This window comes from Epilithonimonas sp. UC225_85, from assembly GCF_042695135.1.
Classification (GTDB): Bacteria; Bacteroidota; Bacteroidia; order Flavobacteriales; family Weeksellaceae; genus Epilithonimonas.
The window spans coordinates 3,631,183-3,652,074 of sequence record NZ_CP170547.1; the positions used below are offsets into that span (position 1 = coordinate 3,631,183).

At 35.2% G+C, this 20,892-nt stretch carries 19 protein-coding genes; 1 reads left to right on the forward strand and 18 read right to left on the reverse strand.

Going from position 1 to position 20,892, the window contains the following annotated elements:
- Positions 1-443: 443 nt before the first annotated feature.
- Together ACFJGY_RS16575 and ACFJGY_RS16580 are read right to left on the reverse strand one after the other, a co-directional pair.
- Positions 444-1,043, reverse strand: a complete 600-nt coding sequence (locus ACFJGY_RS16575; RefSeq protein WP_379966258.1) for a hypothetical protein — start codon at positions 1,041-1,043, stop codon at positions 444-446.
- A gap of 235 nt (positions 1,044-1,278) precedes the next feature.
- On the reverse strand, positions 1,279-3,018 hold the full coding sequence (locus ACFJGY_RS16580) for a helix-turn-helix domain-containing protein (protein ID WP_379966261.1): 1,740 nt from the start codon (positions 3,016-3,018) through the stop codon (positions 1,279-1,281).
- A 1,094-nt stretch (positions 3,019-4,112) separates the two neighbouring features.
- On the opposite strand from ACFJGY_RS16580, the gene ACFJGY_RS16585 reads away from it, so the two are divergent.
- Positions 4,113-4,898, forward strand: coding sequence for a helix-turn-helix transcriptional regulator (locus ACFJGY_RS16585; protein ID WP_379966264.1), 786 nt, complete (start codon positions 4,113-4,115; stop codon positions 4,896-4,898).
- A gap of 245 nt (positions 4,899-5,143) precedes the next feature.
- On the opposite strand, the gene ACFJGY_RS16590 is transcribed toward ACFJGY_RS16585, so the two are convergent.
- The 16 genes from ACFJGY_RS16590 to ACFJGY_RS16665 form a co-directional block, all read right to left on the reverse strand.
- Entirely contained in the window at positions 5,144-5,320 is a 177-nt protein-coding gene (locus ACFJGY_RS16590; protein ID WP_379966267.1) for a hypothetical protein, read from the reverse strand.
- A 149-nt stretch (positions 5,321-5,469) separates the two neighbouring features.
- Positions 5,470-7,665 (reverse strand): molybdopterin cofactor-binding domain-containing protein, encoded by a 2,196-nt coding sequence (locus tag ACFJGY_RS16595; RefSeq protein ID WP_379966270.1) that lies wholly within the window; start codon positions 7,663-7,665, stop codon positions 5,470-5,472.
- Positions 7,666-7,690: 25 nt separating this feature from the next.
- On the reverse strand, positions 7,691-8,173 hold the full coding sequence (locus ACFJGY_RS16600) for a (2Fe-2S)-binding protein (RefSeq protein WP_379966273.1): 483 nt from the start codon (positions 8,171-8,173) through the stop codon (positions 7,691-7,693).
- 227 nt (positions 8,174-8,400) lie between these two features.
- Entirely contained in the window at positions 8,401-9,033 is a 633-nt protein-coding gene (locus ACFJGY_RS16605; protein WP_379966276.1) for an NAD(P)-dependent oxidoreductase, read from the reverse strand.
- A gap of 114 nt (positions 9,034-9,147) precedes the next feature.
- Entirely contained in the window at positions 9,148-10,284 is a 1,137-nt protein-coding gene (locus ACFJGY_RS16610) for a cysteine desulfurase family protein (RefSeq protein WP_379966279.1), read from the reverse strand.
- A 10-nt stretch (positions 10,285-10,294) separates the two neighbouring features.
- Positions 10,295-11,200 carry a bifunctional molybdenum cofactor biosynthesis protein MoaC/MoaB gene (moaCB, locus tag ACFJGY_RS16615; RefSeq protein WP_379966282.1) on the reverse strand — a complete coding sequence of 302 codons (906 nt, stop codon included), beginning with the start codon at positions 11,198-11,200 and terminating at the stop codon, positions 10,295-10,297.
- 3 nt (positions 11,201-11,203) lie between these two features.
- Positions 11,204-11,632: a molybdenum cofactor biosynthesis protein MoaE gene (locus ACFJGY_RS16620; RefSeq protein ID WP_379966285.1), complete on the reverse strand. Its 429-nt coding sequence runs from the start codon at positions 11,630-11,632 to the stop codon at positions 11,204-11,206.
- A gap of 5 nt (positions 11,633-11,637) precedes the next feature.
- Positions 11,638-12,735 carry a ThiF family adenylyltransferase gene (locus ACFJGY_RS16625; RefSeq protein ID WP_379966288.1) on the reverse strand — a complete coding sequence of 366 codons (1,098 nt, stop codon included), beginning with the start codon at positions 12,733-12,735 and terminating at the stop codon, positions 11,638-11,640.
- 2 nt (positions 12,736-12,737) lie between these two features.
- Positions 12,738-12,971 (reverse strand): MoaD/ThiS family protein, encoded by a 234-nt coding sequence (locus tag ACFJGY_RS16630; RefSeq protein ID WP_379966291.1) that lies wholly within the window; start codon positions 12,969-12,971, stop codon positions 12,738-12,740.
- A gap of 21 nt (positions 12,972-12,992) precedes the next feature.
- Positions 12,993-13,718 (reverse strand): sulfite exporter TauE/SafE family protein, encoded by a 726-nt coding sequence (locus tag ACFJGY_RS16635; RefSeq protein ID WP_379966294.1) that lies wholly within the window; start codon positions 13,716-13,718, stop codon positions 12,993-12,995.
- Positions 13,719-13,727: 9 nt separating this feature from the next.
- Positions 13,728-14,915, reverse strand: coding sequence for a gephyrin-like molybdotransferase Glp (glp, locus tag ACFJGY_RS16640; RefSeq protein ID WP_379966297.1), 1,188 nt, complete (start codon positions 14,913-14,915; stop codon positions 13,728-13,730).
- A gap of 12 nt (positions 14,916-14,927) precedes the next feature.
- Positions 14,928-17,477, reverse strand: coding sequence for a TonB-dependent receptor (locus tag ACFJGY_RS16645; RefSeq protein ID WP_379966300.1), 2,550 nt, complete (start codon positions 17,475-17,477; stop codon positions 14,928-14,930).
- Between the two features lie 16 nt (positions 17,478-17,493).
- The gene (locus ACFJGY_RS16650) at positions 17,494-17,892 is read right to left on the reverse strand and encodes a winged helix-turn-helix domain-containing protein (protein WP_379966303.1); all 399 of its coding nucleotides are present in this window, start codon (positions 17,890-17,892) and stop codon (positions 17,494-17,496) included.
- On the reverse strand, positions 17,882-18,862 hold the full coding sequence (gene moaA, locus ACFJGY_RS16655) for a GTP 3',8-cyclase MoaA (RefSeq protein ID WP_379966306.1): 981 nt from the start codon (positions 18,860-18,862) through the stop codon (positions 17,882-17,884). The genes ACFJGY_RS16650 and moaA overlap by 11 nt, the downstream gene beginning before the upstream one ends.
- 61 nt (positions 18,863-18,923) lie before the next feature.
- Positions 18,924-19,514 carry an NTP transferase domain-containing protein gene (locus tag ACFJGY_RS16660; RefSeq protein WP_379966309.1) on the reverse strand — a complete coding sequence of 197 codons (591 nt, stop codon included), beginning with the start codon at positions 19,512-19,514 and terminating at the stop codon, positions 18,924-18,926.
- Positions 19,514-20,680 (reverse strand): XdhC family protein, encoded by a 1,167-nt coding sequence (locus ACFJGY_RS16665; RefSeq protein WP_379966312.1) that lies wholly within the window; start codon positions 20,678-20,680, stop codon positions 19,514-19,516. Before ACFJGY_RS16665 ends, ACFJGY_RS16660 begins: the two co-directional genes overlap by 1 nt.
- Positions 20,681-20,892 lie beyond the last annotated feature (212 nt).

Genomic DNA, 20,892 nt, shown 5'->3' on the forward strand with positions numbered 1-20,892 from the left:
TATATTCTTCATACTCTATAATTTATAATTCAACATGCAAGACACAACAAATTTTAATCATTATATCGCTTGCTATCATACAGCTCGTAAAAATTATTTGATCATGTATTAAAGTGAATGTGTCCTTTGTTTTTCCTAAACGAAGTGCTGTTAGGAGTTGCCATGTTATCTGTTAAGTAACAAATCCAACTAGCCCCTTACAACGTTTTGAGAAATAAATTTTTGCCTTTAAAAAATTAAGCTCATGATTTTTTGATGATACAAGTTTAATAGGTAATCCAAAATTTATATTTTATCTCCATTCAGCTCCAAACATGATATATCACCTAAATTATTTGTGTAAATGCCCTGTCGATGCGCTATCGGTTATTTTAAAATTCTTAACGTTTGCGGTGATATGAGTTTTGTTTGAAGCTTTAGAGATTTAAGGTTATATTATTAACTTAGATTAGAAATGCTACAGTAGGCGGGCGTGCAAAGAGTGCATTATAAAAATTGACAAGGTCGTATCTGATTTCATAATGTTGGCACCAAAAGTCACTGGAGGAGCGATCCAGAATCTTTACATCATTTTTATAAACCCGAATCGTGGACGAGTAAAACTGTTTCAGAACTGTAGGTGCCACCACTGTGCCACCATAACTGCAAATAAGCTGCATCTGCGTATCATTAGACGGTAAAGGAGGCAGGCTGACTACTACTGTTGGTACTTCCTGCGCAGCTTTTACAATCCGATGCAATACTTCTTTGATTTTCTTATTAACTCTAGAAATTTTGTGTCTGGAAATAGATTTCGGCTTTATTATCACTGCACTGTCCGAATCGATTTTCTTGATTATACCCGTGATGTATGTGTTATCTTTGACTATGACTTCCGCCCCATTCATAACATACATAGTACCAGAAGATTTATCTGACCCTACATTATCACTATCTGAAATATAAACTTTCTCTATGCCTGACATATCCTGCGCCTTACTCCAGATAGAAGTAAAAAGCATCATCGTAGAGATGATAAGATAATGGTAGGCAGTTTTTTTCATAGTCTGATATATCCAGATGTATATTTAGTTCACAAATCTACTTGTGCATTTCGTTCAAAAAAAGGAAAACATATTACAATTACGGTAAATGGAAGATGATTATTATTTTGTAACATATTGATAATCATAAAATTATCGCCAAAAACATAATTATTTTAAAATATTATGCAAAGCCTACAATGTTGTAAACAAATTAACTTATGTTAATTAAAAAATTACTAAGAAACTTAAATCATTAAAGGTTAATGTCAGAATTTCTTACATATTCTATAAATATTGAAGGATCCATTCCGGTCTGTTTGGTAAAGATGCGCTTGAACGTACTATAAGAAGAAAATCCACTTTCTCTTGCGAGATATTCTATTTTGTAGTTAGAATATTCCTTATGATGTGTCATTTTGTGAATGATGTAATTTATCCTGAGCTTATTGATATAATTAACAAAACTATCATTCCTATATTTTTTGATAACATATGTGATATAAGTATTATTTGTTTTAAAATCAAGTGCCAGCTTACCCAAAGAGATATCGGGGGATAGAAACTGATTTTTCTTCTCAAACAATTCCATTTTCTTTATGATTTCCTTTTCCGTTTCCAAAGAGATATTTATTTTGCTATTTTCATAACTGTCCTCAATGTTATTTTCCTCAGCAGTAGCAGGAAGACCCAGCAGAGGATCAGGAAAATCTCGCAAACCCGTAGACAGATGTCTTGTTGCATCTTTCAGCATTTTTGTACAATTTGGTTTTTTGGAGTTAAGACTTTCAATTATGACTTGGAAGTTTATCTTCTCCGCTCTCACTCTGAAAAGCTCCCATAAGAAAAGAAGCGACAAAAGTAGGATGCTCAAAGTGCACAAAAAAAACTGAGAAAGATTACCTATATCATTTTCCTGCGAAATATCTTGCAAATCTTGACTATACAGTTTCGAAATGAATGCTAACTTGGAATTGTTGTCGATTCTGTTCGCATATTCAAGATACTTATTGCTGTAAAGAAACATTTTATTTAGATCCCCGATCTTTTTTGCTGCCTGGGAAGCAATCATATAGCATTCCAGCTCATAATTTTGATAATAAGAAATCGAAGGCATTTTATTTTTAATAGCTTCCTCAGCAAAAGCCAAAGCCATTTTATTGTCTCCCTGCATCTGATAGCAGAGTGCCTTGTAGTAAAAGCATTGATAAATATAAGGTTTCGATTTAATAATGCGTTCCTGATATTTCTTCATCATTGCTAACGCTTCATCCGGATGTCCACAATTTATATTTATTAGTACCTCATTGGCCCATACAGCACCACTCTTAAAAAAATTATTGATGTCATACTTTTTAGACTGTTGCATATAGAAGTCTGCAGAGTCTGGCTTTTTCTGATAATTATAATTACTTACCAAGCTTTGGCACAACCAGAAACATCTTTTGGTGAGCCATTCTTTTTGTTCCTTTTTAAGATCTGTTTTCGTAAGTTTTTTTTGAACGTTCACTAACTTCTCTTTAAACATTACATTAGCTTTTTCAAAATCACCTATCAAATAATGGATCTTAGCTTCGTCGGTATTCATTTCATATTCCAGGTCATTTTTGTATTTTTTTAGTTGTGTCAGAGTGGACAGTGCCTTGGAATTCTTCCCCATTATAATATAACTGAGACATAAATCACTCATATTCAAAAAGACATATCTTTTATACCCAGTTTTTTTTGCCAATACCAGACTCTTCTTATGATACTTTGCCGCAAGACAAAAATCACCGAGGTTTGTGGAACTGTTTCCAGCAAGAATATATAATGCCTCAGCATTTATGGAATCTGAGATATTTCTCTGAAGTAATGTTTCTGCATATACATTATTTGGCAGAGTAGAGGCTTTTTTTGTAAGTTGGGCATCAGTATATTTTGCAAGTGTATCTTTTTTCTGAGCCTTAGCAAAGAATACAAGCAGAAAGCAGATAAATGAATAAACAATATTCATAAGTATAGGATGCTAAGTGAGTGGGCATTACAGAATCTACTTACATATAAAATGGTTCTGTAAATGAAAAGTTAGTTTTTGAACCTAATCAATATTTTATTGATACATAATTTATTAAAGCAGAATCATTAGGTAAAAACACATTGATAATATGAAAATACAGATGTCTTCCAGTTTTAGATTTTTATAATATTTTCGCCACAATATTTTTGGTTGTTTCCATAATTTCAAAATATTCCAATAAGCTGACTAAGAAAATTAATTCTGAAATTGTAGTTGATATTTGTCAATAGAGCAATGCATACTAATCTTTCGGATAGTACAATGGTAAGATGTTTATGGATTTGTTAATAATTTTTAAGTACTCTTCTAAAAAACATTTATGAAAAAATGTAATTTCATAGTTGCAGAATACCCATCGTGAAATTTGGCTATATCATATCTGGCTTTACATAGCATGCCTACGCTCCTTAAGCATACTATTATTTCATTAATCAAGAATATTTTAGTTTGATTGATAATAAATGATTAATACCGTTAATTATTTTTATCTATTCTATTAATAGTAGATATACGGTTTTGATATCTTAAATTTTCGTGAAAATTAATATTTTAATTCATTTTTAAAAATAATTAAGTTGACAAAATAGAAAAATTATTACTATTAATGTTAGATTATACAAAATAATTATTACTTAGTGGCATCTCATTTTACCGTTAAAGAAAGTTTGCATTTTTGGATGAATAGAAGTGATATTTTCTCAGTAGTTTCTGCTCCAAATCTAATCCACCCCTGCAAAAAAAATTCTACCTTTTCATATTTTCTTTAATTAAAAATCTTTTATTGGATAATTCATTATATATCCTTTGCATTTTATTTTTCGATTGTAAAATTCTTATATAATTACACTTGTTATCATCTAAATGAACTAATCCCATTTTATATTTTTTTGTTCTGCCACTCTGTAGAATTTGATAATCTTTTAGATATCTTTCAAACTCTTCTGCAAAGTTATCTCAAAATATATTTTCAAAAATTGTATAAAAAGGCTAACTTTATTAGTTTTTACAAAATATATCAATATATTTCAAAAATGATGAAAAAAGAAACTACAAATTTAACTTTTATAGCTAAACATGCTATCGTTGAAGTCAATTATCATAATTGTTATCAAATAATTATAAGCTTGAAAAACACCTTTTCAACTACTATTGGTGATGAGAAGCAATTAAATCTTAAAAGCCTTGTGATCAACAAAGGAATTAAGCATTCTTGCAGTGTTCTGGATGCTATGGTAGTTGTTTATTATATAGACTCTGATAGCTTACAAGGCAGACTTTTGAAAACCATTTTAAAAGATGAACCTTATATTACGATCGAACAATTTGTAGCACCTCAGGTAGCAGAAAATATCTATGCGCATGATTTCAATATAGATTCTGTGGCTCTGGTTACAGATTTCGCCAATAACACCCTTGCTAAGATATTTCCAGTACCGTATATTCCTCAAAAAATAGATTCCCGGATTGAAAAAGCACTAACCTATATTGATGAAAATCTTCATAAACTTATTACGCTCGACGAATTATCGTCCATTATTTTTCTTTCTTCAAATAGGTTGAGGCATTTATTTATAGAAGAAATTGGAACTTCTTTTTCACAATATATTATCTGGAAAAGAATCAATATTATCATCACAGAAGTCATTAATGGCAGAAAAAGCATGGCTGAAGCGGCTCAACATTATGGTTTTTCAGATCAATCTCATTTTTCTAAACTCTTCAAGCGAATGTTTGGTGTTTCTGCTAAGATGATGTTAAAACCTAATCCATACATTCACTTCCTTAATTTAGATATAGAAAATGTTATAATGGAATAGTGTTATAATGTATATTTAATAATTTCCAAGTATATGAATAATGAAGAAGTAACAATAATAATTAATCTAAAAAAGATTAAAAAATGATTACAGTTTATTCAAAATTCATATTAACTTTAATTTCTTCATTAAAAAATATCTGGTTATAAAAATAACAAGCCACAGATTATGTGGCTTGTTATTTATGTTAATAATGTTTTAATGCCATCAAAATAAGATTCACATTAATAAAAACAAACTGTTATTTATTTCAATCCAATCTGGCGGGCAAACAGATCATTATCCCAATATAAATATTCTTCAAACATTTTATTTCCTTTCCAATGTCCTATATTAACCATAGAAAGTTTGAATTTTTTTCCGGTTGGAGCTATCGTTTTACCGCCGCCAACAGGCATTGGCTGGGAAAAAGTACCTTCCATCACTCCTACTACTGCCGTCCAGTCGCCATTATAAAACTTGACAGGAGAAATAAAGACAGAATTAGCATAAATTTTTTTTCATTTTGATTATTAAGAAAATGCCTGTTTATAGAATTAAAACAGGCATTCTAAATTCATTTTAAAAAAGCTTATGCTAATTCTGTCTGTACTGCACCTTCGAAAGTATTTAAAATTGCAGGTACATCCCAATGCTCCTCAGGCGGTTCGTTGGTAAGCATCATTGGTATTTTTGTTACACGTTCACCAGTTGCATTTTTAAGTGCATTGGCTACAGCTGGCGCTATACAAGCACCCATTGTTTCAGATGATCCACTTGGTCCTTGCGTACTTGGGACGATATGACATTCTACTATTTTAGGCGAAGTATGCATTCTTGTAATGTGTACATCGCTATAAAAACGTTGGTCCACACCACCTTCACTGAAAGTAATACGGCTGTAACGAGCCATTCCAAAAGCAAAAAGTGCCGCTCCTTCCATCTGGGCTATTACGTTATCCGGATTTATCACCATACCGCAATCCATAGCACATACCATACGATCGACCTGCCAATCGTTATTTTCGAAAACAGTGACTTCCACCACGCAAGCGGCATAACTTCTGTGGGCAGGTACTACGGCTATACCACGACCGCGACGTGTACCAGGCGCGCCCGGAGCCAACGGTTTGTGCCAGTCAGCTTTTTCAGCAGCGAGTTTTAGACAGGCTTTTTCTCGTTTATCATCTGTCATCATATTCATACGATATTCAAACGGGTCTTGCCCTGCAGCTTCTGCAGCTTCATCTATCATACTCTCGTGCGCAAAACCATTATGGAATGTACCCGAAGTACGCAACCAACTTACACTAATAGGTAACTCTGGCGAATGTAAATCTAAACGATGACTTGGTATGTTATATGGCTGGTCTACAGCGCCTTCTACACTCATAAAATCTATGCCATCCTTCACTACTGAAGATTCGAAAGCAGTACCTTTACAAATACTTTGACCAACAGCGCGATGTGCCCAAGCAATCAGTTTGCCATCTGCATCCAAACCTGCATCTATCTGATGAATAAAACCGGGGCGCAACACTGTACCAGGACTGCTCATATCATCTTCTCGGCTGTACATTAATTTTACGGGTTTATTGGTCTTCAATGCTTTACAGACTGCCAAGTTTTCTACCCAACTTAAAGCGTGAGGCCCACTTCGGCGTCCAAATGATCCTCCGCATTGCGTCATATTTAACTTAATTTTATCGGGACTAATACCTGCTATTCCGGCAAGTGTATTGCCATCTACAGTAAATATTTGTGAAGGTCCCCACATTTCCATACTGCCATCATCATTTACCTGCAATATATTATTCATTGTTTCGAAAGGGATGTGGGCACTATATGGCACTTCAAATTCGTATGTCAATTTTTTTGCAGCCCCTGCAAGCGCAGTATCTACATCACCATAATCAATAGCTTTTGCACCGGGCTGCTTCAGTAATTCACGGAACTGCTCACGGATGCTGTCACTACTGAATTTGGCGGCTGAAGAAAGGTCCCAATCACATTTCATAAGAGCTGCCCCTTCATAAACTGACCAAAAATTGGTACCTGCTACTGCAACTCCAAACTGAGTTTCCACCACATCTGTAACTCCCGGAAAAGCTAGGGTTGCTGTTGCATCATAACTTTTAAGCGTAGCACCCCAATGTGTCGGGCGTACAATGACTGCGGTAATCATCCCCGGCAATTTTATATCCTGCACAAATTTTGTTTTGCCGTGGATTTTGTCATAAGCATCCAGCCTAGGAAAGTGCTTGCCTACATACGTGTAATCTTTTTCTTCTTTTACCTTAGCATCTTTACGTACCGGCTCAGCCATTGCTTCTGTTGCTATATCACCAAAAGTTACGCTATTACCACTTACATTATCTGTAATTACTCCGTTTTTTATAGAGAGATTATCTGCGCTAGCGTTCAGTTTTTTGGCTGCTGCGGAAAGAAGCATAAGACGCATAGAAGCACCTGCCATTCTGTAAATCATATAAGATGAATGGATTCCTGTTTGTCCGCCACTACCTTGTATACCACCAAAAAGAGCATTGCCGTAAGGACCTTGTGGTGTTGGCTGTCCGGGAGCCGTGATTACACGCATTTGTTCCACCGCAGCATCTATTTCTTCTGCTACTAGGGTTGCAAGACCAGTATAAATGCCTTGCCCCATCTCGAGGTGTTTGCTTACTACTGTAACTGTATTATCTGGATTTATAGATATAAAAGCTAATGGATTAGCTTCTGCGGGAAATATGAAAGTATCCTGAGAAGATTCTTGTTCTGTATTCATAAGAATAATTTTTAAAGGTTAAGGATTAAATGGCTGTTACTTGATAACCATTTCTTTGCAAAGTTGCAGCAGCATAATGAATACCTTTGCGGATACGCATATAAGTAGCGCAGCGGCAAAGATTATGCTTCATAGCTTCATCAATATCCGCATCAGTTGGAGTTGCATTTTGTTTAAGCAAAATAATAGCACTTGTTATCTGCGCCGGCTGGCAAAATCCGCATTGTGCAACATCCAGCTTCAACCAGGCATCAAACACGGCATCTGCTACTGGCCCTTCCTGACCTTCAATGGTAATGATTTGCTTACCCTGCACATCAGCTACAGTATTTTTACAAAGATGTACCTGTGCGCCGTCTACTTCGCATACGCAGCCACCACACACACCGTGACCACAGCCGTACTTAGGTCCTGTAAGATCAAATTCTTCCCTTACTACCCACAATAGAGGCATATCTGGGTGAGAGGTTACTTCTCTTTCTTGTCCGTTTAAATTAATTTTTGGCATTTGTATTTATTTTATTAATTATAAAAATTTGCGATCCTTTTTTAAGGATTTTTATTATTCGTAAAAATAATAAACTACCATTTTTTGATAATTGTATAAAACGGCTGATTTAAAATATCGAGACTAATAAAGAATAATTCTAGATAACTAATATTGCTTGATAATGAATACTTGTAGAGGTTAAGTTATGTGATTCATCATCATTAGGAAAAAGGAAATACTTGTTCTTATTTATTTGACAATGCAGGATATTTGCTTATCAAAGTAGGATTTTCGGCTTGCTTTATTAAAAAATCAGCTACATCTGATCTGGATATTGCGCCAATATTCATCCCTTTTTTATATTCTGTTTCGATACGGTACTTACCGCTGAAAGGTTTGTCATTGAGCATACCGGGGCGCACAAATTCCCACTTTAAATTACTTGCAGCAATCATTTCTTCCATCTGAGTCTTATTTTTATATACATCTTTAAGCAGCAGACTGAAAATTATTTTCATAAAAAAACCTTGAAATTTGCTACTGTCTCCTGCACCAAAACCTGTAAGCACGATAAACGGTATATTGCTGTCAAGTTCTTTGGTTGCCTGCAAAATGGCTTTTGCTGCATCGGTATAAAGTGTGGTCGCTTTTGTGCTGGTTCCGGTTCCTAATGTTACAACTACAGCATCAGCTCCTTGAATTGCCTTCTTCAAATCAGGAATATTGGTAGCATTGCCTTTTATTTTTTTCAGATTTTTATGTTCCGGCAAAGCATCTGTATTTCTGGACAGCGTGGTCACGTTATGGTTTCGTTCGATCGCTTTTTGAACAGCCAATAAACCCACGCCTGCCGAAGCTCCTAAAATTGTAATATTCATAAAAATAAATTTTTAAAGTTTAATAAAACAAAAATCGATAAGAAGAAAATATTTGTCTGAGATAAGACTGATTTTAATTTTAAAAACAACTTGCAAATACAAATTCACTAAAGATTATTTAAAAACCTCCTCAATATGTTTTATAGCACTATCTATCTCTTCTTTAGTTGTAAATCTACTGAGTCCAAACCTGATTGAGCTAAAAGCCTGATCATCAGAAAGTCCTATTTCTTTTAAAACATAAGATGGCTTTTGAGATATAGAACTGCACGCGCTGCCATTGCTTACAGCCACTTTTTTGTTGATCTGCGTTAAAAGAAATTCGACATCCGATCCGCTAAATGTAATATTAAGAAGATTGGGTAAACGTTCGGAAGCGTTTCCATTGATTAAAGAACCGGGAAATTTTATCAGTTCCTGTTCCAGATAATTTCTTAATTTGAACATATTTCCAGCATATTCTTTCATTTCATAAAATGCCAGCTCACAAGCAGTTCCAAAGCCAACAATCCCGGTAACATTAAGTGTTCCACTGCGTATATTATTTTCCTGACCTCCTCCTACGATCTGCGCAAGAATCTTTGCAGAATCTTTATTTTTCCTGATATATAGAGCTCCAACTCCTTTTGGACCATACATTTTGTGGGCAGATACGGAAAGCATATCAAAACCTTGTTTTTCAACATCAATATCAATTTTCCCCAATGCCTGAACTGCATCCGAAAAAAAAGGTATATTGTTTTTCTTAGCAATCTCGCCAATATGTTGTACCGGATTTATGGTACCAATCTCATTATTGGCAAACATTATTGCAATTAAGATTGTTACAGGTTTTATAGCACTTTCTAATTGTTTTAAATCAATATTTCCATTCTTATCGACGTCAAGATAAGTCACTTCGGCTCCTTTTTTCTCAAGATACTTACACGTTTCCAGTATAGATTTATGCTCTATTTTAGTTGTGATAATATGATTTCCTTTTTCCGAATGTTTCTCGAAAATACCTTTAATGACTAAGTTATTAGCTTCGGTGGCACCACTTGTAAAATATATTTCAGAAGGTGTTGCGTTGATAAGTTTTGCTACCTGCTCACGTGCCAACTCTACAGCTTCCTGAGCTTTCCAACCAAAAATATGATTTCCACTGGAGGCGTTTCCAAAATTCTCGGTAAAAAAAGGTAGCATTGCCTCTACAACTCTGGGATCGCATTGTGTGGTTGCGTTATTGTCTAAATATATAGGATAATTCATAGTTTTCTAATTAGTGACCTTCTCCATTTTTAATATCAAAAATGTGTAAAACCTGTGGGAAAATAGCATACATATATTCCTGAGAAGCCTTTTGAGAACCTGGAAATGTTAGAATCAGAGTATTCCCCATAAAGCCTGCAATACTTCGGCTAAGCATAGCTGTTTTTATCCTGTTTTGTCCATAATCCCGTGCAGCTTCCATAATCCCGGGAATGCTTCTGTCTATCAAAGGTAAAATAGCATCGGGAGTAACGTCACGGCTTGAAAGTCCTGTTCCGCCTGTAAAAATAATCAGGTCAATACCTTTATCTTTAATAGCAATGGCTGTCTTTTGTATTAAATCAAAATCATCAGGAATAATTTCGTAATTGACACAGGAGATTTTGTTTTTTTCTAATTCTGAGACAATTGTTTTCCCTGCTGTGTCCTGCTTTTCACCTTTGGATACACTGTCAGAACAAACTACAACGGCTGCTTTCAAATGGCTGAAATCTTTTTTATTATCAGATTTTCCACCTGTTTTTTCTAAAAGCCTGATATTTTTTATCTGAACATTTTTATCTATGGGTTTTAGCATATCATACATCACCAAAGCCGCAACAGAAGCGCCGTACATTGCTTCTACCTCAACGCCGGTTTTATAGATTGTATGAACCTCAACATTGATGATAACCGATAAATCTATGACTTCATAAGTGATAGCACTGAATTCTACGGGAAGCGGATGGCAATCCGGAATGACACTGCTTGTATTTTTTATCCCAAAAAATCCTGCCACTCTTGCAAACTCAAAAACATCGCCTTTTGGCACTTTTCTTTCCTGAATTGCATCGATTGTAGACTTCAGAGAAACCTCAACAACTGCCGTTGCAACTGCTTTTCTCAGCGTGTTTGATTTGTGTGTAATATCTACCATAACTTATCTGTTTTCTTTCCATTGATGGGTTTCGTCTTCGAATAATTCTTTCCCCCAGACAGGAAGTTCCGCTTTTATGCGTTCTACCACTTCTTCGCAGGCGTCAATGGCTATTTTGCGATGATTGGAAGAGGTAAAAACAAAAAGGCAAATCTCACCAACGTTAACTTCCCCCAAACTATGGTAAACGTGCATACAGGTAAGCTCATATTTTGAAAAGATAGCTTCGCGTATTTCGTGCATTTTTTCCAATGCCATTTCTGTATAAGCCGTATATTCTATTGCGGAAACTGTCCTTCCCCCAACTTCATCTGCACGGACTTGTCCTAAAAAAATACTGTGTGCACCAATATTGATTTTATTACTATGTTTCTCTATACTTTCTCCTACAAATGTGGACAGAATGGGTCCTTCTTTAAATATATTTTTCATCTGATTTAGTTTAATGTTAAAATCCCTCCTTTCAAAGAATAAATCTTTTTCTCCGGGTAAGCTTCATATAAAATTTTTGCGGCTTTCAGGCTTCTCTTACCGCTTTGGCAAAATACAATTACTTCTTTCTCTATGATTTCAGGGACTTGTTTTCCCCATTCTGACAAAGGAATTTGCTGATTTCTAAAATTGGCAAAAGGTGTTTCATCCAGTTCTCTTACATCAATGATTGCGATGATTTTATCTTTTAAAAATTTATTGAAAATAGTCGTGTTTATTTCTTCAATGGCATTTGAAACAGTATTACAGAAAAAATCGTAATTCATATTTTCGAACTCAGTTCGATTTTGCGGCATTGTAATGTTTGTTTGATGTGAAGCAGATAAGTCTATTGTAAATGTTTCGTTACTCAATGCGTTATAGGAAGTCATTTTATTGATTAATGGTGCCCCTATTCCCGTAATTAATTTTATTATTTCCACTGCCTGCATTACGCCAATTATTCCTGGCAATACTCCGAGAACACCTGCTGTAGCACAATCCGGAGCTTCTTCTGCAGAAGGCGGAATTGGAAAAAGATGACGGTAATTTATTTTTATTCCAGATTCATTAGAGACATTAAAAACAGCGACTTGTCCTTCATATTGATAAATAGCACCAAATACCAAAGGTTTATCCAGCAATACACAAGCATCATTAATCAAATATCGGGTCGCAAAATTGTCCGTACAATCTACAATGATGTCGTAATTTCTGATAAGCTCCAGAGCATTTTTATTATTAATTGCTATCGGAAAAGCCTTAATTATAATCCCGGGATTTAACTTTTTTAATTTTTCGGAAGCTACTAAAGCTTTATTTTTTCCAATATCTTCAGTGTTAAATAAAACCTGTCGTTGCAGATTACTCAATGACACCATATCGTGATCCACAATACCAATATTTCCTACGCCTCCTGCCGTTAAATACTGAATAACAGGACAACCTAAACCACCTGCTCCAATAACCAATACTTTTGAAGAAAGCATTTTTTCCTGTGCTATTTCGCCAAAATTTTGCAGCATTATTTGTCTGCTATATCGTTTTTGTTGTTCGTTGTTCATATTTATCCTCCTGAATATGGTGGTAATAAAGCTACTACCGAACCGTTTTCTATGATTGTATTTTCTGTTATCAGCTTATTATTGACCGAAATAAAAAACTTCATTTCACTTAAGACAGGATATTTCTCAAAAAGAGTTTCCTTTAAAGTTTTTGTGTCTTTTATTTCATTAATTATAATCGTGTCATCTTTTATAATTTCTGTCAGTTTTCCAAATATTTTTAATTGATTTGACATTGTGTTTTATTTAATTAATATTTAACCTCCTATAATAAGTTTGGCCGCTGCCAGAAAAAGAACTGTTCTCAATAGGTTTTTAATTATGGTTTGATTAAATCTCCAGGCACCGAAGTAAGCTCCCAAAATCCCTCCGAATAATGCGACCAAGACATAGCTCAACATTTCGCTGTTAAAAATGATACCTTTCGTGAATTGTCCCGCTAAGCCGGATATCGAATTAACAAAAATGAAAAGTGCACTTATCGCCGCCGTTTGTTTTTGATTTGTCCATTTTAATAACAGTAGAACCGGAGAAAGGATAATCCCGCCTCCTATTCCTATCATTCCGGAAATAAGTCCAATACTAGCACCTATAAGCAATGACAAGTAAAAATTTTGAGATTTCATTTCTCCCTCTTTCGGATTCGGGAAAAATAAGAGACGAGCCACCGGAAGCAACAATAGAAATCCCAATATTTTTTTATAAATACTTCCATCGAGAATAATCATCCCACCCAGAAAAGAAAACGGAATTGACCCTAATGCAAAAGGCAGAAAGGTTTTCCATAAAAAATGTTTCCCCCGATAATATTGAAAAAATGAAATGCCGGAAACAAAAAGATTAAGCAACAGTGCCGTCGGTTTCATCTCTTCGGGGGCTATATGATATAATGCCATTAAGGCTAAATATCCACTTGCACCGCCGTGACCGACAGCAGCATATAGAAAAGCAATGACGAAAAGGATGATATAAAAATATTCCATTTTAGTTTTTTAAAAAGGAAGCAAATGCAATTCAACAGTTTCGTTTATCAAACAATGAGTTTTATCCTCTTCCAGAACAATCAAGCAATTGGCCTGCGAAAAAGAATGCAGCCTGAAAGATTCCTGTGCGTGGAGAGGGGTAACTTTTCCGTCTTCATAATGTCCTTTTAGGAAATGAGTGAGTCCTTTTGTTTTTTCGTAATTATGTGTAAGAACAGCTGATATTTTGTTGAGGCTTTGTTTTTTATGCATCATATTTTCTATGAATGGCAAGACATATTCATAAAAGCAAACCAAACCTGAAGAAGGATTTCCTGGCAACCCGAAAACGGCTTTATTTTCTTTCATACTGAATAACAGAGGTTTTCCAGGACGTTGCTTTATTTTATGAAAGTGAGCCTCAATATTACAATTTTCCACAGCTTGCACTACAAAATCGTAGTCACCCACACTTACACCGCCTGTCAAAAGAACAACATCGTTATTTTTCAAAGCGTTTTCTAAAGTAGTTTGCAAAATATAAAGATTGTCTTCAGCTTTCAAAACTTCAATATTTTTAATTCCCATCTGTTTCAAAGCAGAAACCAATATAAAAGAATTTGCTTCGTAAACCTGTCCGAAATTCAAAGGCAAACCTGGTTTCTGCAATTCGTTTCCGGTAAGGATAATGGCAACTTTCGGGGGTGCGAAAATCGAAACCTCTGTGATACCAATACCCGCTAAAAATCCAACGGCAGCAACTGATAAATGTGTTCCTTTTTTCATCGCCAATGCTCCTTTTTGTATTTCGGCACCTTGAAGTCTTACATTTTTACCTTTATCAATATTTTCATCTTTTAAAAATAATTTCCCATCTTTAATTTCGGTATATTCCTGCATTATCACTGTATCCGCACCATTTGACAATGGCGCACCTGTAAATATTCTTGCGGCTTCTTTCGTGCTTAGTTCTAACTGAACATTTGTTCCCGCAGCCATTTCGCCAACTACCTTAAAAACCTGTTCATTATCTTTAAACCGAAAAGCATATCCATCAACAGAAGATTGGTTATAAGCCGGAATATCACAGAAAGCAAATACATCTTCTGCAAGCGTAAAACCAACAGCATCGAGCAATTTCATCCGGGAAATTGGTAATGAAAAAACTTTTTCCTTAATAATATTCTTAGCTTCGGAAACAGAAATAAAAGTTTTCATAATCAATATTTACTATAAATTATAAATGATAGTGGTATAGTATATTCCTCCGACGCTTGGTGCCCCAATAAACGAAGTGTAGTAATGATTCAGCAGATTAGTCGCTCCAATTTTCACAGAGGCATTTATTTTCGGGAGTCTATGCGCTATCTGTGTGTCTATATTGGTATAAGCACCTACCTGACCGTTGGCAAGAAAAGACTGCCAGTAAAAGCTATTCTGCCATCTGTAAACCAATCCGACATCTGTATTTTTAAGAATATTTTCTTTAGTAATCGAAAAATTAACCATCCAATCTGGTGTATTAAAACCATCTTCCAGTCCATCCTGATTTTCTATATTCTTCAACTTAGAAAAAGTGGCATTTGCTTTTGCAGTATAGCCTTTAGCAAAGATATAAGTAGCTCCAAGACTGTATCCATAAGCATTTACAGCCGTTTTTGAGTTGGTGTACATTCTATATTTTGTCTGTTTTGTGTTATCGTAAAGCGCGACAGGGATTTCGGCTTCATTGCTTGTATTGGGAACATTCATATTTGTTTGGGCAATAAATCCCTGATAATGACTAAAATAAACATTAGCATCTATGAACAGACTTTTATCCAGAAATAAGCCTTTATATCCAAATTCCAGTGTTTTTACTTTTTCGGGAGTTAAATAGGTGTAAGGATTTTTTTTCAGTAGTCCTTTATTTTTTTCAATAGCTGCACTTTGAGCCATTCCACCATTAATATCACTTAAGACCTGCGCCTGAAAAGCTTTTATCGAAGTATCCAAATAAGCATTTTCGAAAATACCGTTGCTCATTACCGATAGTCCGCCTACACGTTTTACTCCGCCACTGTTGACATTGCTGAAGGCTTCAAAAATACTTGGAAAGCGGTATCCCTGTTGGAAAGAAGTCCGGAAACTTTGTCGCGAAATAGGGGTATAAACCGCAGAAAAACGAGGATTTAATTTAGCCTTAAAATAATCACTTTTATCCACTCTTAAAATCCCCTGAAGGCTTAATTTTTCCTGAAATAATTTTTTGGTAACCGACACAAATCCGCCAGTTTTGGAATAAGTATAATTTTCAAAAGCATCACTGCTTTTGGGATTGATAAAATAATTACCATCGGGCATAATAAAATAAGTGCGGTTATCTGCACCTATTAATATATTGATGCCATAATCCTTAAGCTTTGAAAGATACTGCTCAGTAAGATTGACCTGTACTTCCGAATGCAAAAAACTTTGTTTCACCCGAAGTGCCGCTCCAATATCCCAGTTATTCACATCCTGAAGTTGTTTTAATACCGCATTATAAGCTTCAGTTCCGGGTTGATAACGTCCATTGTCTGCAAATTGTCTCGCTTGCTTTAAAGCGTCAATGACTGAAGTTCCGGAACCAATTGCCGTATTGTAACCTTTGGTAAAATCACTGTACCAATTCGCATCGGTTTTAAAGTTTCTGTCTATATTTTCTCCCATCGAGCGGAGATTGTAGCTTTTTCCTGTACTTTCGTTATTAAGATATATTCTCGCAGTAATGGATGGATTTTCAAACTGCAGTCCGTGTTGTTGGGTAAAATAATCCTGAAGCTTAAAACGGTTTGCCCGCTGATAAATATTGTCCAAAGAAGAAAAACGATAGGTATAAGAAATCATTGATTTTTGATTGAACTTATAATACAAACCTGCATCTGCCTTTATATTTTTCAGTATATTATCTGCAAGGTCTTTTTCAAGATATCCCGTTCTGGCAACCACATATTTTTTACCGCCAAGCGTAATTATTTTTCGGTTGGAAGATTCGTTTCCATAACTGTTCACAGCATCATAAGCAGGATTATCTGCACCTAACAAATTCAAGCTTTTATTGGCATCAGGATTAAGGTCTGAATAATCGGAAGCAATCCAATCTGAACCTTGCAGAATAGAGCCGTTTATTTTGAAAGCAAATTTTGTAGAGATGGCTTTTGCGTATCGGAAGCTGGTTTCTGTAAATAATTGTGCTTTGCTGTTTTCATTGGAAAGATGCGTAAGCGCCGTATTTTGACGAATAGAAAGACCTTGCGATGTGAAAGGGTTTTTGGTGATAAGATTTGCTAATCCGTTCATCGTATTCATTCCATATAAAGCAGATGCCATACCTGGCAAAACTTCTACCTTTTCGATATCCAAATCATTCGGACCTAAAGAATTGGCTATAGCCGACCCGATGTGTGGTGAAGCAATATCCATCCCGTTTACCAGCTGTGCAAAACGCACGTTGGTAGTATTTGTAAAACCTCTCGCATTAATTACTTTAAAACCAAGACTTGGCGTAATCATCTGTAAGCCCTGTACATTTTCCAATGCATCATAAAAAGAATTGGAAGGTGTATTTCTTATATCTTTTTCAGAAAGGACTTTAACCGAAGCTGAACTTTTTAAAAGACTTTCCCTGATCTTTGATGCGGTGATAACAACACCTTCCAATTCGTGAGTTGAACCTTCAACAGAATCTTTTTTCTGTGCATACATTATTTGTGTGCCAGTCGCAAAAGCCAGAAGAAGCGGGATTTTTATTTTTTTCATTTTTAAAGTGTCTTTATTAAAAAGTTTGAAAAAAATCCTTTTTAAATTTATTCGTTTCTATCTTTAAAAATTCCTGAAATCTCATTCTCAGCTCTTGCGCATATACGATCATATCTCTTGCCGCCTCAGAAAGCACTGCTCCGCCTCCTTCTTTTCCTCCTGTTTTCAAAATAACAAAAGGAATTCTTGTCTGGGAATTAAGCTCATTGATCATATTCCAGGCTTTTTTATAGCTCATCTTCATTTCCTTTGCAGCTTTGCTGATAGAACCTGTTTCATCAATGTGTTGCAAGAGTTCTATACGCCCCGGTCCGAAAAATTTTTCCTCATTATATTCTATCCAAAGACTTCCAACAACAGAATAGTCGCCGGACTCATTTAATATTTTTTTTAAATTTTCTCTGTTATCCTCCAATGGTAATCATACTTCGGTTATCGATTTCTTTACTCTTGATAGTATCAAGATCGGTAGTAAATTGTCCGCCTAAAGCCTTTTCCTTAGTAAGAATATTTTGATTGATCAAAGGAAGAAGTTCCTCACCTTTTCTTAATGCGGAAAGCAAATCTGTTTCACCTTTAGAAAAAAGGCAGTTTTTAAATTTTCCGTCAGCTGTAAGGCGAATACGATTACAACCTTCACAAAACGGTTTTGTCATAGTGCCAATAATTGCAAAACTTCCCAAATGTCCATCAATGGAAAAGGATTTTGCGGTATCGTGGATGCTGCCTTCTATTGGTAGAAAGTCGTATTTTTTTTCAATTTCAGAAAGGATATCATTAAATGAAAAAACCTGATTGCTCGTCCATTGGTTTCCGGTAAAAGGCATAAACTCAATAAAACGAATATGGATGGGCGTGTTTTTTGTCCAGGTAATAAAATCATTGATTTCATTATCGTTCATACCTTTCATCACCACCACATTTATCTTTACTTTAAAGTTTCTTTGCAGCAGAAGATTAATATTATCCATAACCAGCTGGAACTGATCACGACGCGTGATTTTTTCAAATTTTTCGTGTTGGAGAGTATCCAAGCTGATATTGAGAGATTTTACATTTGCTTCTTCCAGAATATCAATAAATTTGTGGATACGAGTTCCGTTTGTTGTTAGCGTAAGCTCTATAGGTAATTTGCCAAGAGACTGAATTATTTTCCCGGCATCTTTCCGTACAAACGGTTCACCGCCTGTAAGCCTGATTTTTTTTATGCCTTGAGAAACAAAAAGTTCTGATATTTTTAAAATCTCATCAGCCTGCATCAGTTTTGAGGCCGGTGCAAAATCATACTCTTCATTCGGCATACAATAGAAACAACGCAAATTGCAATTGTCCGTCAGTGAAATCCGTAAATAGCTATGTATCCTGTTGAATTTGTCTATTATCATTTGTGCGTTATATCATTGGAGATATAGCGCAAAATTAACGGTTAAGACCAGTACAAAAGTTTTACAAATCGGCTAATTTTTTATAATCTTCAATAGTATCAATGTCTATTGCACCTTTTTCAAATGGGATGAGAGAAAGATCATTTTGATGGGCTTTTAATATTTTTTTAGCACCTTCTTTCCCATCAAGATCTGATAATTCAGAAAAAAACTGTTTTGGAAAAACTGCCGGAGTTCCAGGAGTTTCGTTGTAAAAAGAGGCGGTTATTTTTTTAGTTTCTTCAAATGTAGAAATCAAATTCTGAAGCAAATCTCCATCCACAAAAGGCTGATCGCTCACACAAAGCAATACAGCTTCGGTTTCTTTATTAATTTCCAGAGCTTTTTCCAGACCCCGTTTGATGGATGAGGACATTCCGAATTGCCAATTGTTATTATCACAAAAATAGATTCCCATATTTGCCACAACTTTTTCAAGCTCTGATTTTTGAGCACCTGTTACAATTATCGTATTTGCCGAAGGTATTTTCAAAGCCTCGGAAGCAATATTTTCCAATAATGTTTTGCCTTTATATTGAAGCAATTGTTTGGGTTGTCCCAATCTGGAAGAATTACCTGCCGAAAGGATGATGACTGCATATTTTTTCATCATTAATGATGAATCTGTTGTTCTTTCAGGCGCAGTGATTTTCCGTTTTTGCCGGTAAAGAACGATTGTATTTCGGATACAATGGAAAGTGCTATTTCCTCAGAAGTTTCAGCTCCCAAATCCAGTCCAACCGGACTGAAAATTCTGTCTTTTATATTTTCTGTAATTAGAAAACCTTTATCCGACAAATCATTATACATTCTTTCCATTTTAGTTTTTGGCCCTAAAATTCCTATGTAATTACAATCGGTCCCAATAAGCTGACTCAATACTTCGATGTCATAATTATAGTTGTGTGTCATCAGAACAAAAACAGTTTGTGTATCAATAACAATGTTTTGCAACGCATTTTCAGCATTACTGACCGTTAACATTTCTACCGTAGGAAACCGTTTTTGTGTAGCGTGCGAATGGCGACCATCAATGATTGAAACCTTCCAACCCAGCATATCCGCAATAGCAACCAACGGCTGAGCATCATTTCCTGCACCGTAAATTATTAATGAAACGGCAGGTTTTACCACTTCTATAAAAGCGTGAGTTTTTTCATTTTCAACAGTGTATTCATTAATCACTGATTCCTCATTGATTAAAGCCGCTTTTGCATCTTCTTTAATTTTTTCTTTCAATGAAGAATCAATGATTTTACCTTCATTATCCACGAATCCTTCATCATTCAAAAGCAGGAATGTTCCCGGCTGATTGCCCCTGTTTAAGGAAAACATCGTTGTCAAAACTGCATTTTTCCTTTCACCGGACGCTTTTTGGAGCAATTCGATGGGGTTAATTTTAAGCGTATCATCAATGGGTTCAAAAAGAATATGTACGATCCCGTTACAGCCTAATTGTACACCAAAGCTTGCGTTGCTTTCGTTGGTAGTATCATAGGTAACAAGTTTGTTTTTATTTTCGTACATCGCCATCAGGGCTTTTTTCAGGGCATCACCCTCAAGACATCCTCCACTTATGGCTCCTGTAATAAGACCGTCTTCTGTGACAAGCATTCGTGCTCCGGGGCGCCTGTAAGAAGAGCCCTCTACGTGAACAACTGTTGCCAGTGCCGTTTTTTTATTTCCCAGCTTTACAGCCTTATAGGCTTTAATAATTTCGTTTATTTCTTTCATTAGAAATGTAAAATTATCACAAATATTTCCTTCTAATTTGTACAAAAAGGCTATTTTTTAATACTTATAAAAAAATTCAGTTCTAAAAACCCCTGAGAAGATGATCATCAAAAATAAAACGACAGATGGATAAAATTGCTATTAAAAATGTTTTGATATAAACCTTATCAACTTATTCTAGGACTAGTCACTTTCAAAAAAGTGATTTTGTTAATAGAGTGTTTAACTATGGTTTCCAAAAACTCCACTGGGATCCG

Excerpts from the sequence above, each read along its gene's own strand:
- ACFJGY_RS16575 (WP_379966258.1), bottom strand. The coding sequence starts at position 1,043 with ATGAAAAAAACTGCCTACCATTATCTTATCATCTCTACGATGATGCTT.
- ACFJGY_RS16580 (WP_379966261.1), bottom strand. The coding sequence starts at position 3,018 with ATGAATATTGTTTATTCATTTATCTGCTTTCTGCTTGTATTCTTTGCT.
- ACFJGY_RS16585 (WP_379966264.1), top strand. The coding sequence starts at position 4,113 with ATGATGAAAAAAGAAACTACAAATTTAACTTTTATAGCTAAACATGCT.
- ACFJGY_RS16590 (WP_379966267.1), bottom strand. The coding sequence starts at position 5,320 with ATGGAAGGTACTTTTTCCCAGCCAATGCCTGTTGGCGGCGGTAAAACG.
- ACFJGY_RS16595 (WP_379966270.1), bottom strand. The coding sequence starts at position 7,665 with ATGAATACAGAACAAGAATCTTCTCAGGATACTTTCATATTTCCCGCA.
- ACFJGY_RS16600 (WP_379966273.1), bottom strand. The coding sequence starts at position 8,173 with ATGCCAAAAATTAATTTAAACGGACAAGAAAGAGAAGTAACCTCTCAC.
- ACFJGY_RS16605 (WP_379966276.1), bottom strand. The coding sequence starts at position 9,033 with ATGAATATTACAATTTTAGGAGCTTCGGCAGGCGTGGGTTTATTGGCT.
- ACFJGY_RS16610 (WP_379966279.1), bottom strand. The coding sequence starts at position 10,284 with ATGAATTATCCTATATATTTAGACAATAACGCAACCACACAATGCGAT.
- moaCB (WP_379966282.1), bottom strand. The coding sequence starts at position 11,200 with ATGGTAGATATTACACACAAATCAAACACGCTGAGAAAAGCAGTTGCA.
- ACFJGY_RS16620 (WP_379966285.1), bottom strand. The coding sequence starts at position 11,632 with ATGAAAAATATATTTAAAGAAGGACCCATTCTGTCCACATTTGTAGGA.
- ACFJGY_RS16625 (WP_379966288.1), bottom strand. The coding sequence starts at position 12,735 with ATGAACAACGAACAACAAAAACGATATAGCAGACAAATAATGCTGCAA.
- ACFJGY_RS16630 (WP_379966291.1), bottom strand. The coding sequence starts at position 12,971 with ATGTCAAATCAATTAAAAATATTTGGAAAACTGACAGAAATTATAAAA.
- ACFJGY_RS16635 (WP_379966294.1), bottom strand. The coding sequence starts at position 13,718 with ATGGAATATTTTTATATCATCCTTTTCGTCATTGCTTTTCTATATGCT.
- glp (WP_379966297.1), bottom strand. The coding sequence starts at position 14,915 with ATGAAAACTTTTATTTCTGTTTCCGAAGCTAAGAATATTATTAAGGAA.
- ACFJGY_RS16645 (WP_379966300.1), bottom strand. The coding sequence starts at position 17,477 with ATGAAAAAAATAAAAATCCCGCTTCTTCTGGCTTTTGCGACTGGCACA.
- moaA (WP_379966306.1), bottom strand. The coding sequence starts at position 18,862 with ATGATAATAGACAAATTCAACAGGATACATAGCTATTTACGGATTTCA.
- ACFJGY_RS16660 (WP_379966309.1), bottom strand. The coding sequence starts at position 19,514 with ATGATGAAAAAATATGCAGTCATCATCCTTTCGGCAGGTAATTCTTCC.